The 21,555-nt window shown below is 71.2% G+C and carries 19 protein-coding genes; 1 reads left to right on the top strand and 18 read right to left on the bottom strand.

From position 1 onward, the window contains the following. Nucleotides 1-18: 18 nt before the first annotated feature. The 15 genes from ACFC1K_RS14790 to rpe form a co-directional block, all read right to left on the bottom strand. Entirely contained in the window at nt 19-408 is a 390-nt protein-coding gene (locus ACFC1K_RS14790) for an SHOCT domain-containing protein (RefSeq protein WP_375872181.1), read from the bottom strand. A 78-nt stretch (nt 409-486) separates the two neighbouring features. Further along, nucleotides 487-1,935, bottom strand: coding sequence for a pyruvate kinase (pyk, locus tag ACFC1K_RS14785; RefSeq protein WP_375872180.1), 1,449 nt, complete (start codon nt 1,933-1,935; stop codon nt 487-489). Between the two features lie 48 nt (nt 1,936-1,983). Beyond that, complete coding sequence (locus ACFC1K_RS14780; protein WP_310290722.1) at nt 1,984-3,450, bottom strand: glutamate synthase subunit beta; 1,467 nt, start codon at nt 3,448-3,450, stop codon at nt 1,984-1,986. Then, nucleotides 3,443-8,050, bottom strand: coding sequence for a glutamate synthase large subunit (gene gltB, locus ACFC1K_RS14775; RefSeq protein WP_375872179.1), 4,608 nt, complete (start codon nt 8,048-8,050; stop codon nt 3,443-3,445). The genes ACFC1K_RS14780 and gltB overlap by 8 nt, the downstream gene beginning before the upstream one ends. Nucleotides 8,051-8,125: 75 nt before the next feature. After that, a complete protein-coding gene (gene lgt / locus ACFC1K_RS14770; protein ID WP_375872178.1) occupies nt 8,126-9,097 on the bottom strand; it encodes a prolipoprotein diacylglyceryl transferase in 972 nt (323 codons plus the stop codon). Between the two features lie 65 nt (nt 9,098-9,162). Further along, nucleotides 9,163-9,957: a tryptophan synthase subunit alpha gene (trpA, locus tag ACFC1K_RS14765; protein ID WP_375872177.1), complete on the bottom strand. Its 795-nt coding sequence runs from the start codon at nt 9,955-9,957 to the stop codon at nt 9,163-9,165. Then, complete coding sequence (trpB, locus tag ACFC1K_RS14760) at nt 9,954-11,279, bottom strand: tryptophan synthase subunit beta (RefSeq protein WP_375872176.1); 1,326 nt, start codon at nt 11,277-11,279, stop codon at nt 9,954-9,956. Before trpB ends, trpA begins: the two co-directional genes overlap by 4 nt. Next, complete coding sequence (gene trpC, locus ACFC1K_RS14755) at nt 11,276-12,052, bottom strand: indole-3-glycerol phosphate synthase TrpC (RefSeq protein WP_375872175.1); 777 nt, start codon at nt 12,050-12,052, stop codon at nt 11,276-11,278. Before trpC ends, trpB begins: the two co-directional genes overlap by 4 nt. A 2-nt stretch (nt 12,053-12,054) precedes the next feature. After that, entirely contained in the window at nt 12,055-12,285 is a 231-nt protein-coding gene (locus tag ACFC1K_RS14750; protein WP_375872174.1) for a DUF6704 family protein, read from the bottom strand. Between the two features lie 46 nt (nt 12,286-12,331). After that, on the bottom strand, nt 12,332-12,967 hold the full coding sequence (locus ACFC1K_RS14745) for a Trp biosynthesis-associated membrane protein (RefSeq protein ID WP_375872173.1): 636 nt from the start codon (nt 12,965-12,967) through the stop codon (nt 12,332-12,334). Next, entirely contained in the window at nt 12,964-13,329 is a 366-nt protein-coding gene (gene hisI, locus ACFC1K_RS14740) for a phosphoribosyl-AMP cyclohydrolase (RefSeq protein WP_375872172.1), read from the bottom strand. Before hisI ends, ACFC1K_RS14745 begins: the two co-directional genes overlap by 4 nt. After that, entirely contained in the window at nt 13,326-14,099 is a 774-nt protein-coding gene (gene hisF / locus ACFC1K_RS14735; protein WP_310290741.1) for an imidazole glycerol phosphate synthase subunit HisF, read from the bottom strand. The genes hisI and hisF overlap by 4 nt, the downstream gene beginning before the upstream one ends. Continuing rightward, nucleotides 14,099-14,941: an ATP phosphoribosyltransferase gene (hisG, locus tag ACFC1K_RS14730; RefSeq protein ID WP_056367261.1), complete on the bottom strand. Its 843-nt coding sequence runs from the start codon at nt 14,939-14,941 to the stop codon at nt 14,099-14,101. Before hisG ends, hisF begins: the two co-directional genes overlap by 1 nt. A gap of 43 nt (nt 14,942-14,984) precedes the next feature. Further along, complete coding sequence (locus tag ACFC1K_RS14725; RefSeq protein ID WP_045302883.1) at nt 14,985-15,248, bottom strand: phosphoribosyl-ATP diphosphatase; 264 nt, start codon at nt 15,246-15,248, stop codon at nt 14,985-14,987. A 52-nt stretch (nt 15,249-15,300) separates the two neighbouring features. Then, a complete protein-coding gene (gene rpe / locus ACFC1K_RS14720; protein WP_310290743.1) occupies nt 15,301-15,996 on the bottom strand; it encodes a ribulose-phosphate 3-epimerase in 696 nt (231 codons plus the stop codon). 20 nt (nt 15,997-16,016) lie between these two features. Between rpe and glsA the strand changes: the two genes are divergently transcribed. Continuing rightward, nucleotides 16,017-17,189, top strand: a complete 1,173-nt coding sequence (gene glsA / locus ACFC1K_RS14715) for a glutaminase A (RefSeq protein ID WP_375872171.1) — start codon at nt 16,017-16,019, stop codon at nt 17,187-17,189. 27 nt (nt 17,190-17,216) lie between these two features. Here the strand turns inward: glsA and ACFC1K_RS14710 are convergent, their stop codons facing one another. From ACFC1K_RS14710 to ACFC1K_RS14700, 3 genes are read right to left on the bottom strand one after another with little or no spacing between them, the layout of a single operon-like run. Then, nucleotides 17,217-18,590, bottom strand: coding sequence for an RsmB/NOP family class I SAM-dependent RNA methyltransferase (locus ACFC1K_RS14710; RefSeq protein WP_375872170.1), 1,374 nt, complete (start codon nt 18,588-18,590; stop codon nt 17,217-17,219). Further along, nucleotides 18,584-19,507, bottom strand: a complete 924-nt coding sequence (gene fmt / locus ACFC1K_RS14705) for a methionyl-tRNA formyltransferase (RefSeq protein WP_375872169.1) — start codon at nt 19,505-19,507, stop codon at nt 18,584-18,586. Before fmt ends, ACFC1K_RS14710 begins: the two co-directional genes overlap by 7 nt. A 21-nt stretch (nt 19,508-19,528) precedes the next feature. Beyond that, the gene (locus ACFC1K_RS14700; RefSeq protein WP_375872168.1) at nt 19,529-21,550 is read right to left on the bottom strand and encodes a primosomal protein N'; all 2,022 of its coding nucleotides are present in this window, start codon (nt 21,548-21,550) and stop codon (nt 19,529-19,531) included. Nucleotides 21,551-21,555 lie beyond the last annotated feature (5 nt).

The following is a 21,555-nucleotide window of genomic DNA, read 5'->3' as shown; positions in this document are numbered from 1 at the left end:
TTCCGCTGTTTTCGCGGGCTACGCGCCGAAGTACTGGTTGCCGAGCGCCTTGCTCTTCAGGGCATCGAACTCGCCCTGTGAGATCGCGCCGGCGTCGAGCAGCGCCTTCGCCTGTGCGATGTCCTCTGCGGGACTCGACGAGGCGGACGGACGGTAGTCGTCGGACTCGGCCACCACTCCCCCGCGCGCGGACTGCGCACGCGCGGCCATGCCCTTGCCTCGGGCGATGATGTAGATCAGCGCGGTCAGGAACGGCACGAAGACGAGGGCGATGATCCACAGCGCCTTGAGCCAGCCGTTGAGGGCGTCGTCGCGGAACAGGTCCGTGATGATCACGATCACCACGTACAGGTACGCGATGAAGTAGAAGCTCCACAGCAGGAACCACCAGAAGTCACCGAAGAACATCGGCGTCACACCTTTCTCGAGAAAAGCCGTGCGGCTGCGACCACAGTAGTGGTCGCAGCCGCACGGACGAGGGAGATGTCAGTCCCGTGTCTTGTAGATCGGCGCCTTGCCGTGCACCGCGTCGCCCACCTTGTGGATGCGGATGTCGTTCGTGGAGCCGATGATCCCGGGAGGGGATCCCGAGATCACGACGACCTTGTCGCCGACCTTCGCGAGGTCGTTCGACAGCAGGTAGTCGTCGACCTGGATGAACATCAGGTCGGTGTGCGCGACGTGCTCGACCAGGGTCGACTGCACACCCCACGTCAGCGCCATCCGACGGCGGATCGCCGGCTCGGGTGCGAACCCGATCATGGGGATGCGGGGACGCAGACGCGACATGCGGCGCGCGGTGTCGCCCGACTCGGTGAAGATGCAGAGGAACTTCGCGTCGACGAACTCGGCGACCTCCATGGCCGCGAGCGTGATCGCGCCACCCTGCGTGCGAGGCTTCGTGGTGAGCGGCTGGATGCGGTCCAGGCCGTGCTCCTCGGTCGAGTCGACGATGCGCGCCATGGTCTCGACGACCACGACCGGGTACTTGCCGACGCTCGTCTCGCCCGAGAGCATGACCGCATCCGCGCCGTCGAGGACGGCGTTGGCGACGTCGCTCGTCTCGGCGCGGGTCGGGACCGGGTTCTCGATCATCGACTCGAGCATCTGCGTCGCGACGATGACCGGCTTGGCCATACGACGGCAGAGCTCGACCGCGCGCTTCTGCACGATCGGCACCGCCTCGAGGGGCAGCTCGACGCCGAGGTCGCCGCGGGCGACCATGATGCCGTCGAACGCGTCGATGATCTCCTCGAGGTTGTCGACGGCCTGCGGCTTCTCGATCTTGGCGATGACGGGCACGTGGCGCCCCTCCTCGGCCATGATGACGTGGACGCGCTGGACGTCCTTCGCGTCGCGCACGAACGACAGGGCGATGATGTCGGCGCCGGCGCGCAGACCCCAGCGGAGGTCGGCCTCGTCCTTCTCGGACAGCGCGGGGACGTTGACCGCGACGCCGGGCAGGTTGATGCCCTTGTTGTTCGAGACCGGGCCCGCGACGATCACCTTGGTGGTGACGACGGTGCCGTCGGTCTCGACGACCTCGACGCGGACCTTGCCGTCGTCGATGAGGAGGAAGTCGCCGGGCTTGACGTCGTTCGGGAGACCCTTGAACGTCGTACCGACGATCTCCTCGGTGCCGAGGATGTCTTCCGTGGTGATCTTGAAGATGTCGCCGACCGCCAGCTCGTGCGGTCCGTTCTCGAACTTGCCGAGGCGGATCTTCGGACCCTGGAGGTCGACGAGGATCGCGACCGCCCGTCCGGCGTCGTCGGCGGCCTTGCGCACATTGGCGAAGTTGTTGTCGTGGACCGAGTAGTCCCCGTGGCTCAGATTGAAGCGGGCGACGTCGACGCCGGCATCGATGATCGCGCGGACCATCTCATACGACGACGTGGCGGGCCCAAGGGTGGCGACGATCTTGGCGCGTCTCATCCGTGGTTTTCTCCGGGTGGGTTGAAGGTGGCGAGTGCCTCGGCCAGCCTACGCGGGCTGCAGGCCGATGGCGACATCGGTCGGGCGGACCGGAGCAGGCAGCTCCGTCTCCCCCATGAGGAAGCGGTCGACGCTGGCTGCGGCGGCGCGTCCCTCGGCGATCGCCCACACGATGAGCGACTGGCCGCGGCCGGCGTCGCCGGCCACGAACACGCCCGGGGCGGTCGTCTGGTAGTCGTCCTCGCGGCGCACGTTGCCCCGCTCGGTGAAGCGGGCGCCGAGCTGGTCCTCGAGGAGGGCGCGCTCGGGGCCGGTGAAGCCCATCGCGATCAGCACGAGGTCGGCGGGGATCTCGCGCTCGGTGCCGCTCTTGGGCACACGGCGGCCGTCGACGAACTCGGTCTCAGCGACGCGGAGGGCCCGCACCTCGCCGGCGCCGTTCGCGAGGAACTCGACGGTCGAGGCGAGGAAGGCACGCTCGCCGCCCTCTTCGTGCGCGGACTGCACCTCGAACACGAGCGGGTCCATCGGCCACGGCTGGTGCTCGGGACGCTCGCCCGGAGGGCGGCGGCCGATCGCGAGGTTCGTCACGCTCAGCGCACCGTGACGGTGCGCCGTGCCGATGCAGTCTGCGCCGGTGTCGCCGCCGCCGATGACGACGACGTGCTTGCCTTCGGCCGTGATCTGGTTGGCGACCGCATCACCCGCGACGGCCTTGTTCGACTCGACGAGGTACTCCATCGCGAAGTGCACGCCGGCCAGGTCGCGTCCGGGGATCGCGAGTTCGCGGGGCACCGTCGCGCCGGTGGCGATGACGACCGCGTCGTAACGGGCGCGCAGGTCGGCCCACGTGATGTCCTTGCCGATCTCGACGCCCGCGCGGAAGCGGGTGCCCTCGTCCTGCATCTGGCGAAGACGCGACTCGAGGTGCTTCTTCTCCATCTTGAAGTCGGGGATGCCGTAGCGCAGGAGGCCGCCGATGCGGTCATCCCGCTCGAACACCGCGACGGTGTGGCCGGCCCGCGTGAGCTGCTGCGCGGCCGCGAGCCCGGCAGGGCCCGACCCGACGACGGCGACCGTCTTGCCGGTGAGGCGCCCCGGGGGCTCCGGCTCGATCCAGCCGTTCGCGAACGCCTCGTCGACGATCGAGACCTCCACCTGCTTGATCGTCACGGCCGGCTGGTTGATGCCGAGGACGCAGGAGCTCTCGCAGGGAGCGGGGCACAGACGCCCGGTGAACTCCGGGAAGTTGTTCGTCGCGTGCAGACGCTCACTGGCGGCGCGGCCTTCGCCGCGCCACGTCAGGTCGTTCCACTCCGGGATGAGGTTGCCGAGCGGGCAGCCCTTGTGGCAGAACGGCACGCCGCAATCCATGCAGCGTCCGGCCTGCCGGCGCAGCACCGCCGAGTCGCCCGGCTCATAGACCTCTTTCCAGTCCATGATGCGCACCGGCACCGGCCGCCGCGTGGGCAGCTCGCGCTCGGTGACCTTCAGAAAGCCCTTCGGGTCAGCCACCCGTCACCTCCAGGATGCGGTTCCAGACGACGTCGCCGTCGGGGTCGAGCCCCTCGGCCACGGCCTCCTGGCGGGTCTGCAGCACCGCGGCGTAGTCGCGCGGCAGGACCCGGACGAAGTTCGCCAGCTCGGCCTCGAAGTCGTCGAGGAGAGCCTGGGCGAGGGTCGATTCGGTCTCGGCGACGTGCTGCTCGAGCAGGTCGCGGAGGATCTCAGCGTCGCCGGAGCCGAGCTCGCCGAGCTCGAGCTCGCCGGCGGCCAGCGCCTCGCGGTTCACGAGCTTGCGGTCGAGCTTGTACACGTACGCGGTGCCGCCGGACATGCCGGCGCCGAGGTTGCGTCCGGTCGCGCCGAGGATGACCGCGAGACCGCCGGTCATGTACTCGAGCGCGTGGTCGCCCACGCCCTCGACCACCGCGGTGGCGCCGGAGTTGCGGACGAAGAAGCGCTCGCCCACGACGCCGCGCAGGAACATCGTCCCGAGCGTCGCGCCGTAGCCGATCACGTTGCCGGCGATGACGTTCTGGGACGCGTCGAACGTGGCTCCGCGCGGCGGACGGACGACGATCTGACCGCCCGAGAGCCCCTTGCCGACGTAGTCGTTGGAGTCGCCCTCGAGACGCAGTGTGATGCCCGCGGGCATGAACGCGCCGAAAGACTGCCCCGCCGAACCCGTGAGGTTGACGACGATGCTTCCCGAGCGCAGCCCGTTCTCGCCGCGCGCCTTGGTCACGTGGTGACCCAGCAACGTGCCGACCGCGCGCTCCGTGTTGCGGATCGGCAGGTCGATCGTGATCTCGCCGCCGTTCGCGATGACGTCCTGGGCGCGCTCGATAAGGCCGACGTCGAAGTGCTCGTCGAGCTCGTGCAGCTGCGCGGTCGTGTTGCGGCGCGGCTCGTCGTCGGCGAAGACCGGGCCGTCCAGCACGGGACCGAGGTCCAGGCCGTTCGCCTTCCAGTGGTTCACCGCACCGTCGATGTCGAGCAGGTCGCTGCGCCCGATCGCCTCGTCGAGCGAGCGGAGGCCGAGGGACGCGAGGTACTCGCGCACCTCTTCGGCGATGAACTCCATGAAGTTCACGACGAACTCCGGCTTGCCGTTGAAGCGCTCGCGCAGCACGGGGTTCTGCGTCGCGACGCCCACCGGGCAGGTGTCGAGGTGGCACACGCGCATCATGATGCAGCCCGACACCACGAGCGGCGCGGTGGCGAAGCCGAACTCCTCCGCGCCCAGCAGCGCGCCGATGATGACGTCGCGGCCCGTCTTGAGCTGGCCGTCGACCTGCACGACGACGCGGTCGCGCATGCCGTTGAGCATGAGCGTCTGCTGCGTCTCGGCGAGGCCGAGCTCCCACGGCGTGCCCGCGTGCTTGAGCGAGTTCAGCGGGCTCGCACCGGTGCCGCCGTCGTGGCCCGACACCAGGATCACGTCGGCCAGCGCCTTGGCGGTGCCGGCGGCGACCGCGCCGATGCCCGACTGGCTCACGAGCTTCACGTGGACCCGCGCGCCGGGGTTGGCGCGCTTCAGGTCGAAGATCAGCTGCTTGAGGTCCTCGATCGAGTAGATGTCGTGGTGCGGCGGCGGCGAGATGAGACCGACTCCCGCGGTCGCGTGACGCGTCCGGGCGACCCAGGGGTACACCTTCGTCGGCGGCAGCTGGCCACCCTCGCCGGGCTTGGCGCCCTGGGCGAGCTTGATCTGGATGTCGTCGGACTCCGTCAGGTAGAGGCTCGTGACGCCGAAGCGGCCCGACGCGACCTGCTTGATGGAGCTGCGACGCTCGGGGTCGAGGAGGCGGTCCACGTCCTCGCCGCCCTCGCCGGTGTTCGACTTGCCGCCGATGCGGTTCATCGCGATCGCCAGCGTCTCGTGGGCCTCGCGCGAGATGGAGCCGTAGCTCATCGCACCCGTCGAGAAGCGCTTGACGATCGACGCCACCGACTCGACCTCGTCGATCGGCACGGGCGTGCGACCCTCGGTCTTGAGCGCGAACAGGCCGCGCAGCGTCTTCAGCTCGTTCGCCTGGTCATCCACGAGCTTCGTGTACTCGCGGAAGATGTCGTACCGGCGCGTGCGCGTCGAGTGCTGCAGGCGGAACACCGTGTCGGGGTTGAACAGGTGGGGCGACCCGTCGCGGCGCCACTGGTATTCGCCACCCGTCCAGAGCCGCTCGTGCGCCCGGACCGCAGCATCCTGCGGGTACGCGTACGCATGCCGGGCGGCGTTCTCGGCGGCGATGACGTCCAGTCCGACGCCGCCGAGCTTGGACTCGGTGCCGGTGAAGTACGTGTCGACGAAGTCCTGCGACAGGCCGACGGCCTCGAACACCTGGGCGCCCGCGTACGACGACACCGTCGAGATGCCCATCTTCGACATGATCTTGAGCACGCCCTTGCCGAGCGCGTAGATCAGGTTCTTGACGGCCTTCTCGGGCGCGATGCCGGTGATGAAGCCGGCGCGCACCAGGTACTCGACGGTCTCCATCGCGAGGTACGGGTTGACGGCGGATGCCCCGTACCCGATGAGCGTCGCGATGTGGTGCACCTCGCGCACGTCGCCGGCCTCGACCACGAGACCGCACTTCATGCGGGTCTGCTTGCGGATGAGGTGGTGGTGCACGGCCGCGAGCATGAGCAGCGACGGGATCGGCGCCAGGTCCTTGTTGGAGTCGCGGTCCGACAGCACGATGAACTCGGCGCCGTCCTCGATGGCCTGGTCGACCTCCTGGCACATCTGCTCGAGGCGCTTCTTCATGCCCTTGTGGCCGGCCTCGACGCGGTACAGGCCGCGGATCGTGACCGACGTGCGACCGGGAAGCGCGGTGTCGATGTGCTGGATCTTGGCGAGCTCGTCGTTGTCGATCACCGGGAAGTCGAGCGTCACGACGCGCGTGTGCTCGGCCCCCCACTCGAGGAGGTTGCGCTCAGGGCCGAGGCCCAGGCCGAGCGACGTGACGACCTCTTCGCGGATGGAGTCCAGCGGCGGGTTGGTGACCTGCGCGAACTGCTGCGTGAAGTAGTCGAACAGCAGTCGCGGGCGCTCGCTCAAGACGGCGACGGGCGTGTCGGAGCCCATGGCACCGAGCGGCTCGGCGCCGTTCTGCCCCATCGGCGTGAGGAGGATCTTGACCTCTTCCTCGGTGTAGCCGAAGGTGCGCTGACGCCGCGTGATCGAGGCGATCGGGTGGACGATGTGCTCACGCTCGGGCAGGTCGGCGAGGCGGACGCGGCCGGAGTCGAGCCACTCCTGCCACGGCTCCTGGTCGGCGAGCTGTGCCTTGATCTCGTCGTCCTCGATGATGCGGCGCTCGGCCGTGTCGACGAGGAACATGCGTCCGGGGCGCAGGCGGCCGCGACGCTTGATCCGCTCGGGCTCGAAGTCGAGCACGCCGGTCTCGCTGCCGATGACGATGAGGCCGTCGGTCGTCTCGGTCCAGCGGCCGGGGCGCAGGCCGTTGCGGTCGAGAGTGGCGCCGACGAGCGTGCCGTCGGTGAAGATGAGCGCGGCCGGGCCGTCCCACGGCTCCATCTGCATGGAGTGGAACTCGTAGAACGCCCGAAGCTTCGGGTCGATGTCGGCCTGCTTCTCGTAGGCCTCGGGCACCATCATCATGATGGCGTGCGGGAGGCTCCGGCCCGTCAGCGTGAGGAGCTCGAGCACCTCGTCGAACGAGGCCGAGTCGCTCGCGCCGGGAGTGCAGATGGGCAGCAGCGGCTGGATGTCGCCGAGCAGCTCGGACTCGAGCTGCGACTGGCGGGCGCGCATCCAGTTGCGGTTGCCGTTGACGGTGTTGATCTCGCCGTTGTGCGCGAGCATGCGCAGCGGCTGCGCGAGGGGCCACGACGGGAAGGTGTTGGTCGAGTAGCGCGAGTGCACCACCGCGAGCTCGGACGCGAAGCGCTCGTCCTGCAGGTCGGGGTAGAACGGCTCGAGCTGGAGCGTCGTGACCATGCCCTTGTAGCCGAGCGTGCGCGATGACAGCGAGACGAAGTACGCGTCGAGCTCGGTGCGTGCCCGAGCCCGCAGGCGATAGGCGCGGCGGTCGAGCGCGATGCCCGACAGCGCCGCGGCGTCGCCGGTCGCGGGACGCGAGATGAAGAGCTGCTCGAAGACCGGGCGCGCCTCGAAGGCGAGCTTGCCCAGGTTCTCGTCGGAGGTCGGGACGTCGCGCCAGCCGAGCACCGTCAGACCCTCGGATGCTGCGATCCGCTCGATCCCGCTCTTCTGCGCGGCGCGCGCCTCGGCGTCGCGCGGCAGGAAGACGAGGCCGGCGGCGTACTCGCCCACGGGCGGGAGGTCGAAGCCGGCCACCGCGCGCAGGAACGCGTCGGGCATCTGGGTCAGGATGCCCGCGCCGTCGCCGGTGCCGGCGTCGGAGCCGATGGCGCCTCGGTGCTCGAGGTTGCGCAGCGCGGTCAGGGCCAGATCGATGATGTCGTGGCCGGCCTCACCGCGGAGCGTGGCCACCATCGCCAGGCCGCAGGCGTCCTTCTCGAAGGCAGGGTTGTACATCCCCTGCTTCTGCGGGAACCCGGCACGGCCGGACGCAGCGGGGAAGTTCGCCTCCGCAGAGGCGACGGAACGGGGGCTCGAAGCCATACCTACCGTCCTCACGTTGATAGTCAAGATGGGACGACGTCGGCCCTGGGCGCGCTCTTCGGGGGGAGAGCTGCGTTACTTGGTGGCAGGAGTGCTTGTGGCGCTGACCCCTTCGGCTTCGGACGTCGGGGGTTCGCTGACGTCGACGAAGTCGTCGGTCTCCTGAGATTGTACAGCCTGTCCGGCCTTCCACTCGCGGCCGGACACATAGGGCGACGGCTCCAGCCCAGGGTGGCGGCGCTTCTGCAGGAAGAAGATCACGAGACCGATCACGACGCCGGCGATGGCTGCCCAGACGTTGGTGCGCAGGCCGAGGAAGATGTCGCTCGGGTCGATCCGGATCGACTCCCACACGATGCGGCCGGCGCTGTACCAGACGAGGTACAGGCCGAAGAGGCGGCCCCACTGGAGCGTGAAGCGGCGACCGACCCACACGAGGAAGAGCACGCCGAGCGCGTTCCAGATGACCTCGTAGAGGAACGTCGGGTGGAAGAGCGTGCCCTCGGGCAGGCCGATCGGCCACGCGGGGTTCGGGTAGTCGATCTCCAGGCCCCACGGCACGTCGGTCGGCAGGCCGAACAGCTCCTGGTTGAACCAGTTGCCGAAGCGGCCGATGGCCTGTGCGAGGAGGAGTCCGGGGGCGAGCGCGTCGGCGAAGGTCCAGAAGCGGATGCCGGTCCACCGGCAGCCGAGCCACGCACCCACGGCGCCGCCGATCAGCGCGCCGTAGATGGCGATGCCGCCCTCCCAGATGAAGAGGGCCGACCAGGGGTTCGCCCCCTCGCCGAAGTAGAAGTTCCAGTGCGTGAGCACGTGATAGATGCGCGCCGTGATGATCGCGAGCGGGACGGCGAGCAGGGCGATGTCGACGACGACCCACGGCTCGGCGCCGCGCTTGGTGAGGCGGGCGTTGGTCCACAGCACCGCGACGATGATGCCCGTGATGATGCACAGCGCGTAGATGTGGATCCGCAGGGGGCCGATGTCGAAGTAGCTGATCGACGGGCTCGGGATGCTGGCGACGACGCTCGCGGCGGCGTTGATCATGGGAGAACCGTGTCCTTGCTGGATCCGTGCTGGGGGTGGCGGCGGTGGCCGCCGACCTCAGAAGTCTAGTTCGCGTCGCGGGCGGTGCCTGCGGCGAGGCTCTGCGCCGTCTCGGCGAGGCCCTCGAGCCCGCGATCGCGCAGGGCACGCACGAGCGCCGTGCCGACGATCGCGCCGTCGGCGTACTCGAGCACGCCGGCGACCTGCTCGGCATTCGAGATGCCGATCCCGACGCACGCGTGCTCGACCCCGTGCTCGCGCAGGCGCGCGACGAGGGTGCGGGCCGCAGCATCCAACTGCGCGCGCTCCCCCGTGATGCCCATGGTCGAGACGGTGTAGACGAAGCCGGTGGAGTTCCGTGCGATGAGCTCGAGTCGCTCGTCCGTCGAGGTCGGCGCGGCGAGGAACACCCGGTCGAGGCCGGTGCGCTCACTGGCGGCGATCCACTCCGGCGCCGCCTCCGGCGTGATGTCGGGCGTGATGAGTCCCGCTCCCCCGGCGGCGAGCAGGTCGTCGGCGTAGCGGTCGACGCCGTACTGCAGCACCGGGTTCCAGTACGTCATGACGAGCACGGGCACGTCGACGCGGCGCGTGATCTCGCGCACCGCCGTGAACGTGTCGCGCAGGCGGAAGCCGCCGGCGAGGGCGGCCTGGGTCGCCTCCTGGATGACCGTGCCGTCCATGACCGGGTCGGAGTAGGGCGGGCCGAGCTCGAGGATGTCGGCGCCGTTCTCGGCCAGTGCGACCGCGGCGTCGATGCTCGTCTGGAGATCGGGAAAGCCGAGCGGCAGGTAGCCGACGAACGCGCCGCGTCCGTCGGCACGGGCGGCGTCGATCGCCGCGGCGACGCGTGAGGTCACAGCTTCTCCCCCTCGCCGTGTGCGGCATCGTCGTGCGGCGCGGAGGCGGAGGCCGCGGTTGGGCCCACGCGCCCGGAGGCTCCGGGCGACGCGTCAGCGGCGCCTGGAGGGGGCGTGGGGACCGTTCCCTTGTCGTACAGGTCGAAGTAGCGCGCGGCCGTGTCCATGTCCTTGTCGCCGCGGCCCGAGAGGCACACGGCGAGGATCGCGTCGGGGCCGAGCTCGCGGCCGATGCGCAGCGCTCCGGCGAGGGCGTGGGCCGACTCGATCGCGGGGATGATGCCCTCGGTCTCGGAGAGCAGACGCAGCGCCTGCATCGCCTCGTCGTCGGTCGCAGGGATGTACTCGGCGCGGCCGATCGAGGCGAGCCACGCGTGCTCAGGGCCGACGCCCGGGTAGTCGAGACCCGCCGAGATCGAGTGCGACTCGATGGTCTGGCCGTCCTCGTCCTGCAGCACGAACGTCTTCGCGCCGTGCAGCACTCCGGGGCGGCCCCGCTCGATCGACGCGGCATGCCGCGGCGTGTCGACGCCGTCGCCGGCCGCCTCGATGCCGTAGAGCTTGACGCCCTCGTCGTCGAGGAACGCGTCGAACATGCCGATGGCGTTCGAGCCGCCGCCGACGCACGCGAGGACGGCGTCGGGCAGGCGCCCCGCCTCTTCGAGGAGCTGTGCGCGCGCCTCTTCCGAGATGACCTTCTGGAAGTCGCGGACCATCGCGGGGAACGGGTGCGGCCCGGCCGCCGTGCCGAAGATGTAGTTGGTCGTCTCGACGCTCGCGACCCAGTCGCGGTAAGCGTCGTTGATCGCGTCCTTGAGCGTGCGCGAGCCGGTCTTGACGGGGATCACCTCGGCGCCGAGCAGGCGCATGCGGGCGACGTTGAGCGCCTGTCGCTCGGTGTCGACCTCGCCCATGTAGATGGTGCACTCGAAGCCGAAGAGCGCCGCGGCCGTCGCGGTCGCGACGCCGTGCTGGCCCGCGCCCGTCTCGGCGATCACGCGCGTCTTGCCGAGGCGCTTCGTGAGCAGCGCCTGGCCGAGCACGTTGTTGATCTTGTGCGAGCCCGTGTGGTTGAGGTCCTCGCGCTTGAGGAAGACGCGGGCGCCGCCGGCGTGCTCGGCGAACCGGGCGACCTCGGTGATCGGCGACGGGCGACCGGCGTACGAGTGCAGCAGCCGCACGAACTCGGCCTGGAAGGCCGGGTCGGCCTTCGCCGCCTCGTACTCGGCCGTCAGCTCGTCGATCGCGGCGATGAGGGACTCGGGCATGTACCGCCCGCCGAACTCGCCGAACAGCGGCCCGGGTGCCTCACGAAGACTCATGCGCCTGCCTCCAGGAATGCACGCAGGGTGGATACGGGATCGTTGGTGACGAGAGCCTCGCCGACCAGCACCACATCCGCGCCGTCACGGCGGTAGTGGGCGACGTCGTCGGGCGTCAGCACGGCCGATTCGGCGATCTTGATCGCCCCGGTCGGGATGCGCTCGGCGAGGCGGCCGAAGAGGTCGCGGTCGAGCTGGAAGGTCGACAGGTCGCGCGCGTTGACGCCGATGAGCTGCGCCCCGAGGTCCACGGCGCGGTCGACCTCGTCGGCCGAGTGCGTCTCGACGAGCGCCGTCATGCCCAGTTCACGTGTGAATGCGTACAGGCGGGCGAGCACGTCCTGGTCGAGCGCGGCGACGATGAGGAGAGCCAGGTCGGCGCCCGAGGCGCGGGCCTCGAGCAGCTGGTACTCGGTCGCGATGAAGTCCTTGCGCAGCACCGGCAGCGTGACCGCGGCCTTCACGGCCTCGAGGTCGGCGAGGCTGCCCTTGAACTTCCGGCCCTCGGTGAGGACGGAGATCGCCGACGCGCCGCCCTCTTCGTAGCGACGGGCCTGGAGCGCCGGGTCGGGGATGGCGGCGAGGTCGCCGCGCGACGGGCTCGCGCGCTTGACCTCCGCGATGATCTTGACGCGGTCGGAAGGGGCGAGCGCGGCGAGGACGTCGAGAGCGGGACGCTGCGCGAGGGCTGCGGCCTCGACCTCTGCCAGGGGACGCAGTGAGGCGCGTGCCTCCGCATCCTCCACCGCGCCGGCCGTGAGGTCGGCGAGCATGCTCAGTGCTCTTTCGCCGCGACCTTGGAGCCGCCCACGCCGTAGCCGGCGCGCTTCATGACCCAGCCCACGACGAGTCCGATGACCAGGAGGCCTGCAGACGCCCAGACGAAGATCGGCATGTCCATGAAGAAGAAGAAGGTGCCGATCGAGACCGCGATGAGCATGATCACGACGGCCGTCCAGGCTGCGGGCGAGTGTCCGTGGCCGGGGTCGCCGATGTTGTTGCTCATGGGTATCTCCTCGTGAAACCTGGGCGGGATGCCGCCAGTCTAGCGGTCAGGCGGTCGGATCCTCGCCACGCGACAGGTCGTCCCAGTCGTCGATGGCGCGTGATCCGGCAGCGTCGTGGGGCCGCGAGCCGTGGCCGGCGCGCGCGGGGGAACCTGTGGCCGGAGCGGCCTTCGCGGCCTCGTCCGTGCGGTAGCGGCGACCGGTGCGCGACCAGGAGTGAGCGGTCGCGAGCACGAACACGCCGGCCGCGATCAGCACGACCCAGACGACCAGCGTCACCGCCGGCCACGCGGTCGCGTCGATCGACGCGACGAGCTTCGCGACGGAGGTCTCCCCCGCGATGCCGGTGGATTCGGTGACGACGGAGGCGACGGCGGAGACCGGGTGCTCGAACACGACGCGGGCGGTCAGCCACGCGAGGACGGCGCCGATGAAGAACGCCAGTGCCCCGAAGACGTAGCGCAGCACCAGCCCGACGATCGACAGCGCGGCACCCAGGGCCAGCACCGCGAGGCTGAGCGGCGCCAGCACCGGCACGGCGGAGGCGCCGGGCACCTCGAGCGTGTGGTGGGCGGCGTCCTGGAGCTCGACCGTCAGCCACGTCTGGGTCGACGAGATCACGCCCAGCGCACCGCACAGCACCGCCACGACGACGGAGAGCAGTCGCGCCCTGCGGATCACGCTTCCGGCTCCGGGCCGCGTACGGCGCCGAGGTCGCGGCCGTCGAAGCACGTGCGGGTGCCGGTGTGGCACGCGGCGCCGATCTGCTCCACCTCGACGAGGATCGTGTCGCCGTCGCAGTCGAGGCTCGCTCCACGGACCAGCTGGATGTGGCCGGACGTGTCTCCCTTGCGCCAGTACTCCTGCCGAGAGCGCGACCAGAAGGTGACGCGGCCCTCGGTGAGCGTGCGACGGAGGGCCTCGGCATCCATCCATCCGAGCATGAGCACCTCGCGGGTGTCCCACTGCTGGATGACCGCGGCGACCAGGCCGTCGGCGGTGAAGGTCACGCGCGCGATGCGCTCGTCGAGCGTCTCGGTCATGCGGCCACCTCCCGGACGGCGATCCCCTCGGCGCGCATGGCGGCCTTCACGTCGCCGACGGTGAGCTGACCGGAGTGGAACACGGATGCTGCGAGCACGGCGTCCGCGCCGGCCTCGATGGCGGGGCCGAAGTCCTCTGCGCGGCCGGCGCCGCCCGACGCGATGACGGGCACGCTGGCCACCTCGCGCATCAGGGAGACGAGCTCGAGGTCGAAGCCCTGCTTGGTGCCGTCGGCATCGATCGAGTTCACGAGGAGCTCCCCCGCACCGCGTTCGATCGCCTCACGCGCCCACTCGAGCGCGTCGAGGGTCGTCTCGGTGCGGCCGCCGTGGGTGGTGACGACGAAGCCGGAGTCGGTCGCGGGCGACCGCTTCACGTCCAACGACAGCACGAGCACCTGCGCGCCGAACCGGTCGGCGATCTCGTCCAGGAGCGGCGGGCGGGCGATCGCCGCGGAGTTGACGCCGATCTTGTCGGCGCCGACCGACAGCAGCCGGGCGACATCGTCGGCCGAGCGGACTCCCCCGCCGACGGTGAGCGGGATGAAGACCTCTTCGGCGGTGCGCCGGACGACGTCGTAGGTCGTCGAGCGCTCGTCGACCGTCGCGGTGACGTCGAGGAAGGTGATCTCGTCGGCGCCCTGGCGGAAGTACTCCCGTGCGAGCTCGACCGGGTCTCCCATGTCGCGCAGGTTCTGGAAGTTCACACCCTTGACGACGCGCCCTGCGGCGACGTCGAGGCACGGGATGACGCGGCAGACCAGGCTCATCAGAGTCTCGCGTTGTGGATCGCGGTGACGAGGATCGCGCGGGCGCCGATCGCGTACAGCGCGTCCATCACGTTGTTGACCCCCTTGCGCGGTGCCATCACCCGAACCGCCACCCATGCGGGATCGCGCAGCGGTGAGATCGTGGGCGACTCGATGCCCGGGGCGATCGCGACGGCCTGGTCGACCAGGTCGGCGGGGAGGTCGTAGTCCACGAGCACGTACTGACGCGCCACGAGAACTCCGCGCAGTCGACGCAGAAGCGTGTCGGTGCCGGGGACGTCGGAGGGCCCGGCGATCAGCACCGCCTCGGAGCGCAGGATGGGCGGGCCGAACACCTCGAGGCCGGCCTGACGCAGCGTCGTGCCGGTCTCGACCACATCGGCGACCGCGTCGGCGACACCGAGGCGCACCGCGGATTCCACGGCGCCGTCCAGGGGCACCAGATCCACCGCGATCCCGCGCTCGTCGAGGAAGGCGTCGACGAGCCCCGGATAAGACGTCGCGATGCGCTTGCCCTCGAGGTGCTCCACCTCGGTCAGCGTCCCCGTCGGGGCGGCGAAGCGGAAGGTCGATCCTGCGAAGCCCAGGGCTTCGATCTCGCGGGCGCCGGGCATACGGGCGTCCAGCAGCAGATCGCGCCCCGTGATCCCGACGTCGAGCGCGCCGGATCCGACGTAGGTCGCGATGTCCTTGGGGCGCAGGTAGAAGAACTCGACCTCATTCTGAGGGTCGATGATGTGCAGGTCTTTGCTGTCGCGACGGCCGGTGTATCCGGCCTCGCTCAGCATCTCGGCAGCGGTCTCGGCGAGCGAGCCCTTGTTCGGCACGGCGATTCGCAGCATGGCAGCGGGGCTTTCGGGTTCGAGGACGGGTGGGGACGCGCGCTCAGAGATGTCGGTAGACGTCTTCGAGGCTCAGCCCCTTCGCGAGCATCAGCACCTGCAGGTGGTACAGCAGCTGCGAGATCTCCTCGGCTGCGGCATCCGTCGATTCGTACTCGGCCGCCATCCAGACCTCGGCGGCTTCCTCCACGATCTTCTTGCCGATCGCGTGGACGCCCGCGTCCAGCTGTGCGACGGTTCCCGATCCCTCGGGGCGCTCAGCCGCTTTCGCGGCGAGCTCGGCGTACAGCGTGTCGAACGTCTTCACCATGCCAGGGTATCGAACCGAGCGGATGCCTCGGCGCCGCGTGACACGACGCTCAGTGGATGTGGTGCTCGGCGGCGGACGCGCGAAGGCCCGCGATGGCATTCGACGGGTCGCTCGCGCCGAACACGGCGGAGCCCGCGACGAACGTGTCGGCGCCCGCCTCGGCGGCCTGCGCGATCGTCGACTCGCCGATGCCGCCGTCGACCTGGAGCCACACCGACGACCCGCGACGGCGGGCCTCATCGGCCAGGCGGCGCAGCTTGGGCATGGTCTCGGGCATGAACGACTGGCCGCCGAAGCCCGGCTCGACCGTCATCACGAGGATCTGGTCGAAGTCTTCGAGGAGGTCGAACAGTCCCTCCACAGGGGTCGCGGGCTTGACCGCGACCCCGGCGCGTGCGCCGATGTCGCGCAGCCGCCGGGCGAGCGCGACCGGCTCGGTCGCCGCCTCGAGATGGAATGTGACGGATGCCGCACCGAGCTCGGCGTACCCGGGTGCCCAGCGGTCGGGGTCGGAGATCATGAGGTGCACGTCGAGGGGCACGGGGCTCGTCGCCTGGATGCGCTCGACCATCTGCGGGCCGAACGTCAGGTTGGGCACGAAGTGGTTGTCCATGACGTCGACGTGGACGAAGTCCGCCGTCGCGATGCGCGCGAGCTCGGCCTGCATGTTCACGAAGTCGGCGGCGAGGATGCTGGGATTGATGCGGATGCCGGTCTGGCGGGCGGTGTCGTCGATCGGTGGCACGCGTCCATTATGGTCGAGCCGTGGATCCGATCACGGCGCTGCTGCACGACCTCCTCGAAGACATCCGACCCCATGACCGCGGCGCCCCGGCGGACTACATCCCCGAGCTCGCCGCCGCCGATCCCGACCGGCTCGCGCTCGCGGTCGTCGGTCCGCGCGGCCGGGTGCGCGCCGTCGGCGACGTCACGCACGAGTTCACCATCCAGTCGATCTCGAAGCCGTTCGTGCTCGCGCTCGCCCTCGCCGACCGCGGCCGCGACGCCGTGCTGCGCAAAGTCGGCGTCGAGCCGAGCGGCGAGCCGTTCAACGCGATCAGCCTCGAGCCCGGAACCGGGCGCCCGGCGAATCCCATGGTCAACGCCGGGGCGATCGCGACCTCCGCCCTCATTCCCGGCGACGGCGTCGACGAGCGGATGAGCCGCATCGTCGAGGGACTCTCCGCCTTCGCGGGGCGCTCGCTGTGGGTCGACGAGCAGGTCTACGCCTCGGAGTCCGCCACCGGCGACCGCAACCGGGCGCTGGCCCACCTGCTGCGCTCGCACGGGATCATCGAGGGCTCTGTCGAGATCGCCGTCGAGACCTACTTCCGGCAGTGCTCGCTGCTCGTGACGGTGCGCGACCTCGCGGTGATGTCCGCGACCCTCGCGTTCGGCGGCCTCAACCCCGTCACCGGCGAACGGGTCGTCTCTGATGCCGTGGCCCGCGACGTGCTGTCGATCATGGCGAGTTGCGGCATGTACGACTACTCCGGTGAGTGGCTGCTGCGCGTCGGCCTGCCGGCGAAGAGCGGTGTCAGCGGCGGACTGCTCGCCGTCGCCCCGTCGCAGTTCGGCGTGGCCGCGTTCAGCCCTCGGCTGGACGAGCACGGCAACTCGGTGCGCGCCATCGCCCTCCTCGAGACGCTCGGCGAGCAGTTCGGCATGCACCTGCTCGAGTCGCACGAGAGCGTCGCCGTGCCCGCGTTCACTGTCGAGGACACCGACCAGGGACGCGTGCTGAGGCTCGCCGGCGAGCTCGGACTCGCCGGCACCGAGCGGGTCGTCGCGGTGCTCCGCGAGATCGCCGAAGCGCTCCCCGAGGGCGCCGAGGTGATCGTCGACGCTCGCGATCTCGCCCGCGCGCACAGCGCGGCACTCGTTGCGCTGCGGGTCGAGTTCGAGCAGATGCCCCACGGCATCCATCTGCGGGAATGAGCTCGCGAGCGAGGCGGATGCTGCGGCTCAGACCCGCCGCAGCAGCGAGATCGACATCGCGTCGGTGTTATGACGGTGCGGCCACAGCTGTGCGCGCCCGCTGCCGTCGGCCTGCGGCGGAAGGCCGGGGTCGGCATCGGACAGTGACGTGATCACGTCGCGGGCGGAGATCTCCTCGAGCGCCGCTCCCCACTCCCGGCGGATGTCGGCGACGACGCCCGACGTCTCGGCGAGGTGCGGCGAGCACGTCACGTAGGCGACGACGCCGCCCGGCTTGAGCGCACCGACCGCGGCGCTGAGCAGCTCCCGCTGCAGCTCCGTCAGCGCCGGGACGTCGCTCGGCGCCTTGCGCCAGCGCGCCTCGGGACGACGGCGCAGCGCGCCCAGCCCGGTGCACGGCGCGTCGACGAGGATGCGGTCGTAGGTGTCGGGCGCATCCTCCGCGCGGGTGCGGCCGTCCTCCTCCGACACCGGCACCTCGACCGGGACGCCTGCCAGCGCCTGCCGGACGAGCCCGGCGCGGGCCGGCGAGATCTCGTTGGCCTCGAGCGTGGCGCCGCCGACGCGGGCCTCGGCGGCGAGGACGGCGGTCTTGCCGCCGGGACCCGCGCACAGGTCGAGCCAGCGCTCCCCCTCCGTGATGGGCAGGGCGCGCGTCAGCGCCAGCGCGGCGAGCTGGGAGCCCTCGTCCTGCACGCGGATGCGGCCGCGCGAGGTGCGCACGATCGACTCGGGGTCGCCGCCGCCCAGGCGGAAGCCGATCGGCGAGAACGGCGTGCGCCGCGCGTCGTCGGGAACACCCGCGAGGTCGGGAAGCGCCGCCATGGTGACGCGCGGCGACGCGTTGTCGGCGGTGAGGAGCGCCTCGAGCTCGTCGGCGCGGCCCTCCGCGGCCAGCGCGCGCCGGAAGGCGCGCACGACCCATACCGGGTGCGAGAACAGCAGGCCGAGCTGCTCGTCGTCGGACCGCGCGCTCGCGGCGATATGCGTCATCCAGTCGCCCGGCGTGTCGCGCGAGACCCGGCGCAGCACGGCGTTCGCGAACCCGGCCGCACCGCGGCCGCCCGCACCCCGGGCGAGCTCCACGGACTCGTTCACCGCGGCGTGGGAGGCCACTCGCGTCGACAGGAGCTGATGCACACCGAGACGCAGCGCGTCGAGCACAGCGGGATCGATGTCGGCGACGGGGCGATCGGCGGCGATCGCGATCACCGCGTCGTAGGTGCCCTGTCGCCGAAGCGTGCCGTAGGTGAGCTCGGTCGCCAGCGCGGCGTCGGCCGTCGAGAGGCCGGCGCGCGAGATCGCCGTCGGCAGAAGGAGGTTGGCGTACGCGTCCGACTCGTGGACGGCGCGCAGCGTCTCGTAGGCGACGCGTCGCGCCGCGACCGTCCGGCTCACCATCCCGCCACCGGGGTCGCGTCGCGCAGCCCTCGCCACCAGTCGGCGGCGCGCATCGCGCCCTTGCCGGCGGGCTGCACCGTCTCGAGCGCGATCGGCGCGGATGCGGTCCCGGCGATCACCTGCTTGCCGTGCAGAGCGAACGCCCCTGGTGCGAGCGACGGAGCGTCGTCGGGAGCCGGCGCGACCGCGAGCACCTTGAACCGGGCGCCGTCGATCGTGGTGTGCGCACCCGGCTCGGGCGTCACCCCGCGGATGCGGCCGAGCACCGCGCTCGCGGGCTCGTCCCAGCGGATGCGGCCGTCGTCGTCGCCGAGCTTCGACGCGTACGTGGTGTCGCCCTCCTGCGGGCGGGCGACGGCGGCGCCGGCGGCGATGGCGTCGACCACGTCGGCGAGCAGTTCGGCACCGTCGTCGGCCAACGAGGCGAGGAGGTCGCCGGCGGTCGCGTTCGACGGGACGTCGACCGCGAGCTCGCCGAAGACGTCTCCGGCGTCGAGCTCGGGCACCAGCTGGAACACGCTGGCCCCCGTGCGTGCGTCACCGGCGATCAGTGCGTGCTGCACGGGTGCGGCGCCGCGCCAGCGGGGCAGCAGCGAGAAGTGCAGGTTGATCCAGCCGTGCGCCGGGGCCGACAGCAGCGGCTCGCGCACGAGCCCGCCATAGGCCACGATCACGCCGAGGTCGGGTTCGAGCGCCGCGACCTCTGCCGTGACGGCCGCATCGAGCCGGTCGGCCCGGATCACGGGCAGCCCGAGGTCCTCGGCGGCCGTGGCGACGGGTGACGGCGTCAGCACCCGCTTGCGCCCGAGCGGGGCGTCCTGGCGGGTGATGACCGCGGCGATGTCGTGAGCGGAGGCCGCGAGCCGGCGCAGCGACGGCACAGCCGGCGCCGGTGTGCCGGCGAAGACGAGACGCATGACGTTCCTGGAAGTCGAGGGTCAGAGATCGAGATCGGGTACATCGACCCGAACCTTCAGTGTATGGGCGGCCCCGGGCGTGCGACCCTTCGCGGGGCGGCGCCCCTTCATCGCGTGGCCCACCACCGACGCCCGCAGGCTCTCGGTCACGCGTGTGCCGAGACCGTAGTCGAACCGCACCAGAGCGCGGACCGACTCCTCGTGTGCGATCGGACCGAGGACGGCCTCTGCGTCGAGTTCGGGGACGGCGGCGCGCAACGCCGCGACGGCGGTGTCCACCGCGCGACGCGGGCCGTCGACGGAGGCCACCCGGACGGTCGGGGGCATGCGCAGTGGGGCGCGGTCGGCGAGCTCGGAGCGGGCGTACGCGGCCTGCGTCCACGTCGCGAGCGCACGAGCGACCTCGCCGCCCACGCCGACGAGGTGAACCGGGGCGCCTGCGGCGGCCAGGGCCGCCGCATTCGACCACCACCGCAGACACGATTCGCCGATCCGCAGATCGTCGGCCATCAGCATCCGGTCCCCGTCGAGCAGGATCACGGCACGATACCCACCGGCGGCGAGCGGCTCGGCGCCGCGGGTCGCGACCACGAGGGCCGGACGCGCGTCGACCTCGGCCACGGGGTGGTCGCCGTCGGCGACGATCACGCGCGTGCCCGGGAAGGCGCGACCGAGCTCGTCGGCGGTGCGCTCGCTGCCGGACGAGGCCATGCGCAGCAGGGTCGACCGGCACTCGGGGCAGGCCCATGCGTGTGCGGCGCGTCCGCACCACGTGCACGTCGGGACGGCGCCCTGCCGCGCGGCGTGGAGCGGCCCGCCGCAGTGCGCGCAGCGCGCGGGATGGCGGCACTTCGCGCACACGAGAACAGGTGCGTACCCAGGACGGGCCACCTGGACGAGCACGGGGCCCTCGGTGAGCGCCTCGCGGGCGGCGGCGAACGCCGACGACGGCACGCGTGCCGCACGGGACTCGCCCTCGCGGTTCGCGCTCAGCACGACGCGAGGGGTCATGCGGCGCGCCGCAGGAAGGTCGCGCACCCAGCCCACGGCGACCAGGCGCTCCACGTCGGTGGTGCGGGTATGCCCGGCGAAGACGAGTGCCCCGCCGTGCAGTTCCTGACGCAGCAGCGCCGCGTCACGGGCGTGGACCCCGGGGCTCAGCGGCTCCCCCAGCAGCGGGTCCCCGTCGTCCCAGAGGGCCACCAGCCCGAGCTCGGACACCGGTGCGTACACGGTGGAGCGGTTGCCGATCACGACGCACGGCGCGTCCGCGATGGTGCGCAGGAACGCGGCGTACCGGGCGGGGCCGCTCTGCTTCGCATCGTCGCGGACCAGGGCGTCGGCGGGGATGCGGGCCGCCAGCGCCGCTTCGAGCTGCGCGCGGTCACGGTGATCCGGCACGGCGATCACGGCGCTGCGCCCCGAGGCGAGGGTGTGCGTCGCCGCTGCGGCGAGGAGGATCGCCCACGAGCCGACGACCGTGCCGTCGTCGAGTGCCGACGGCACGGGTGGGGCATCCACCGCGAGGCGCTCGCCGTCGTCCAGCGCCTGGGCGAGTCCCGGGTACACGTCGAGGACCCCGTCGGCCCACGTGAGATCCGCGGCGTCGATCGCCGGGCTCTGCGGCGGATCGGCGGCGAGCCACGCCTTCTCGGCGCGCACCATGCGCTTGGGGATCGCGAGGCGGAGGATGTCGCCCGCCGACCCTGCCGCCCGGTCGGCGGCTCGCCGGGCGAGCGCGTACAGCCCCGGCGTCAGCACCGGCACGGGCGATACGACAGCCTCGAGCTGCGAGAGCGGGCGGTCCGAGGCATCCGGCTCCCCCACCTCGACGAGGAGCGCGTCGACCACACGCCCGGCGCTGCGCAGGGGCACACGCACGCGGACGCCGGGCACGGCATCCGCGACGAGCTCGTCGGGGATCTCGTAGTCGAAGAGGCGGTCGAGCTGAGGCAGAGGCGAGTCGATCAGCACGCGCGCGACACGCCGCGGGCGCCGCGGCCGATCGCCGGCGCTCGGCTCGTCGTCGTGCACCGCGGTCACGCGGC

It is taken from the genome of Microbacterium sp. NPDC056057 (assembly GCF_042266945.1).
Taxonomy (GTDB): domain Bacteria; phylum Actinomycetota; class Actinomycetes; order Actinomycetales; family Microbacteriaceae; genus Microbacterium; species Microbacterium trichothecenolyticum_C.
This window is presented reverse-complemented; position numbering and strand designations above follow the sequence as displayed.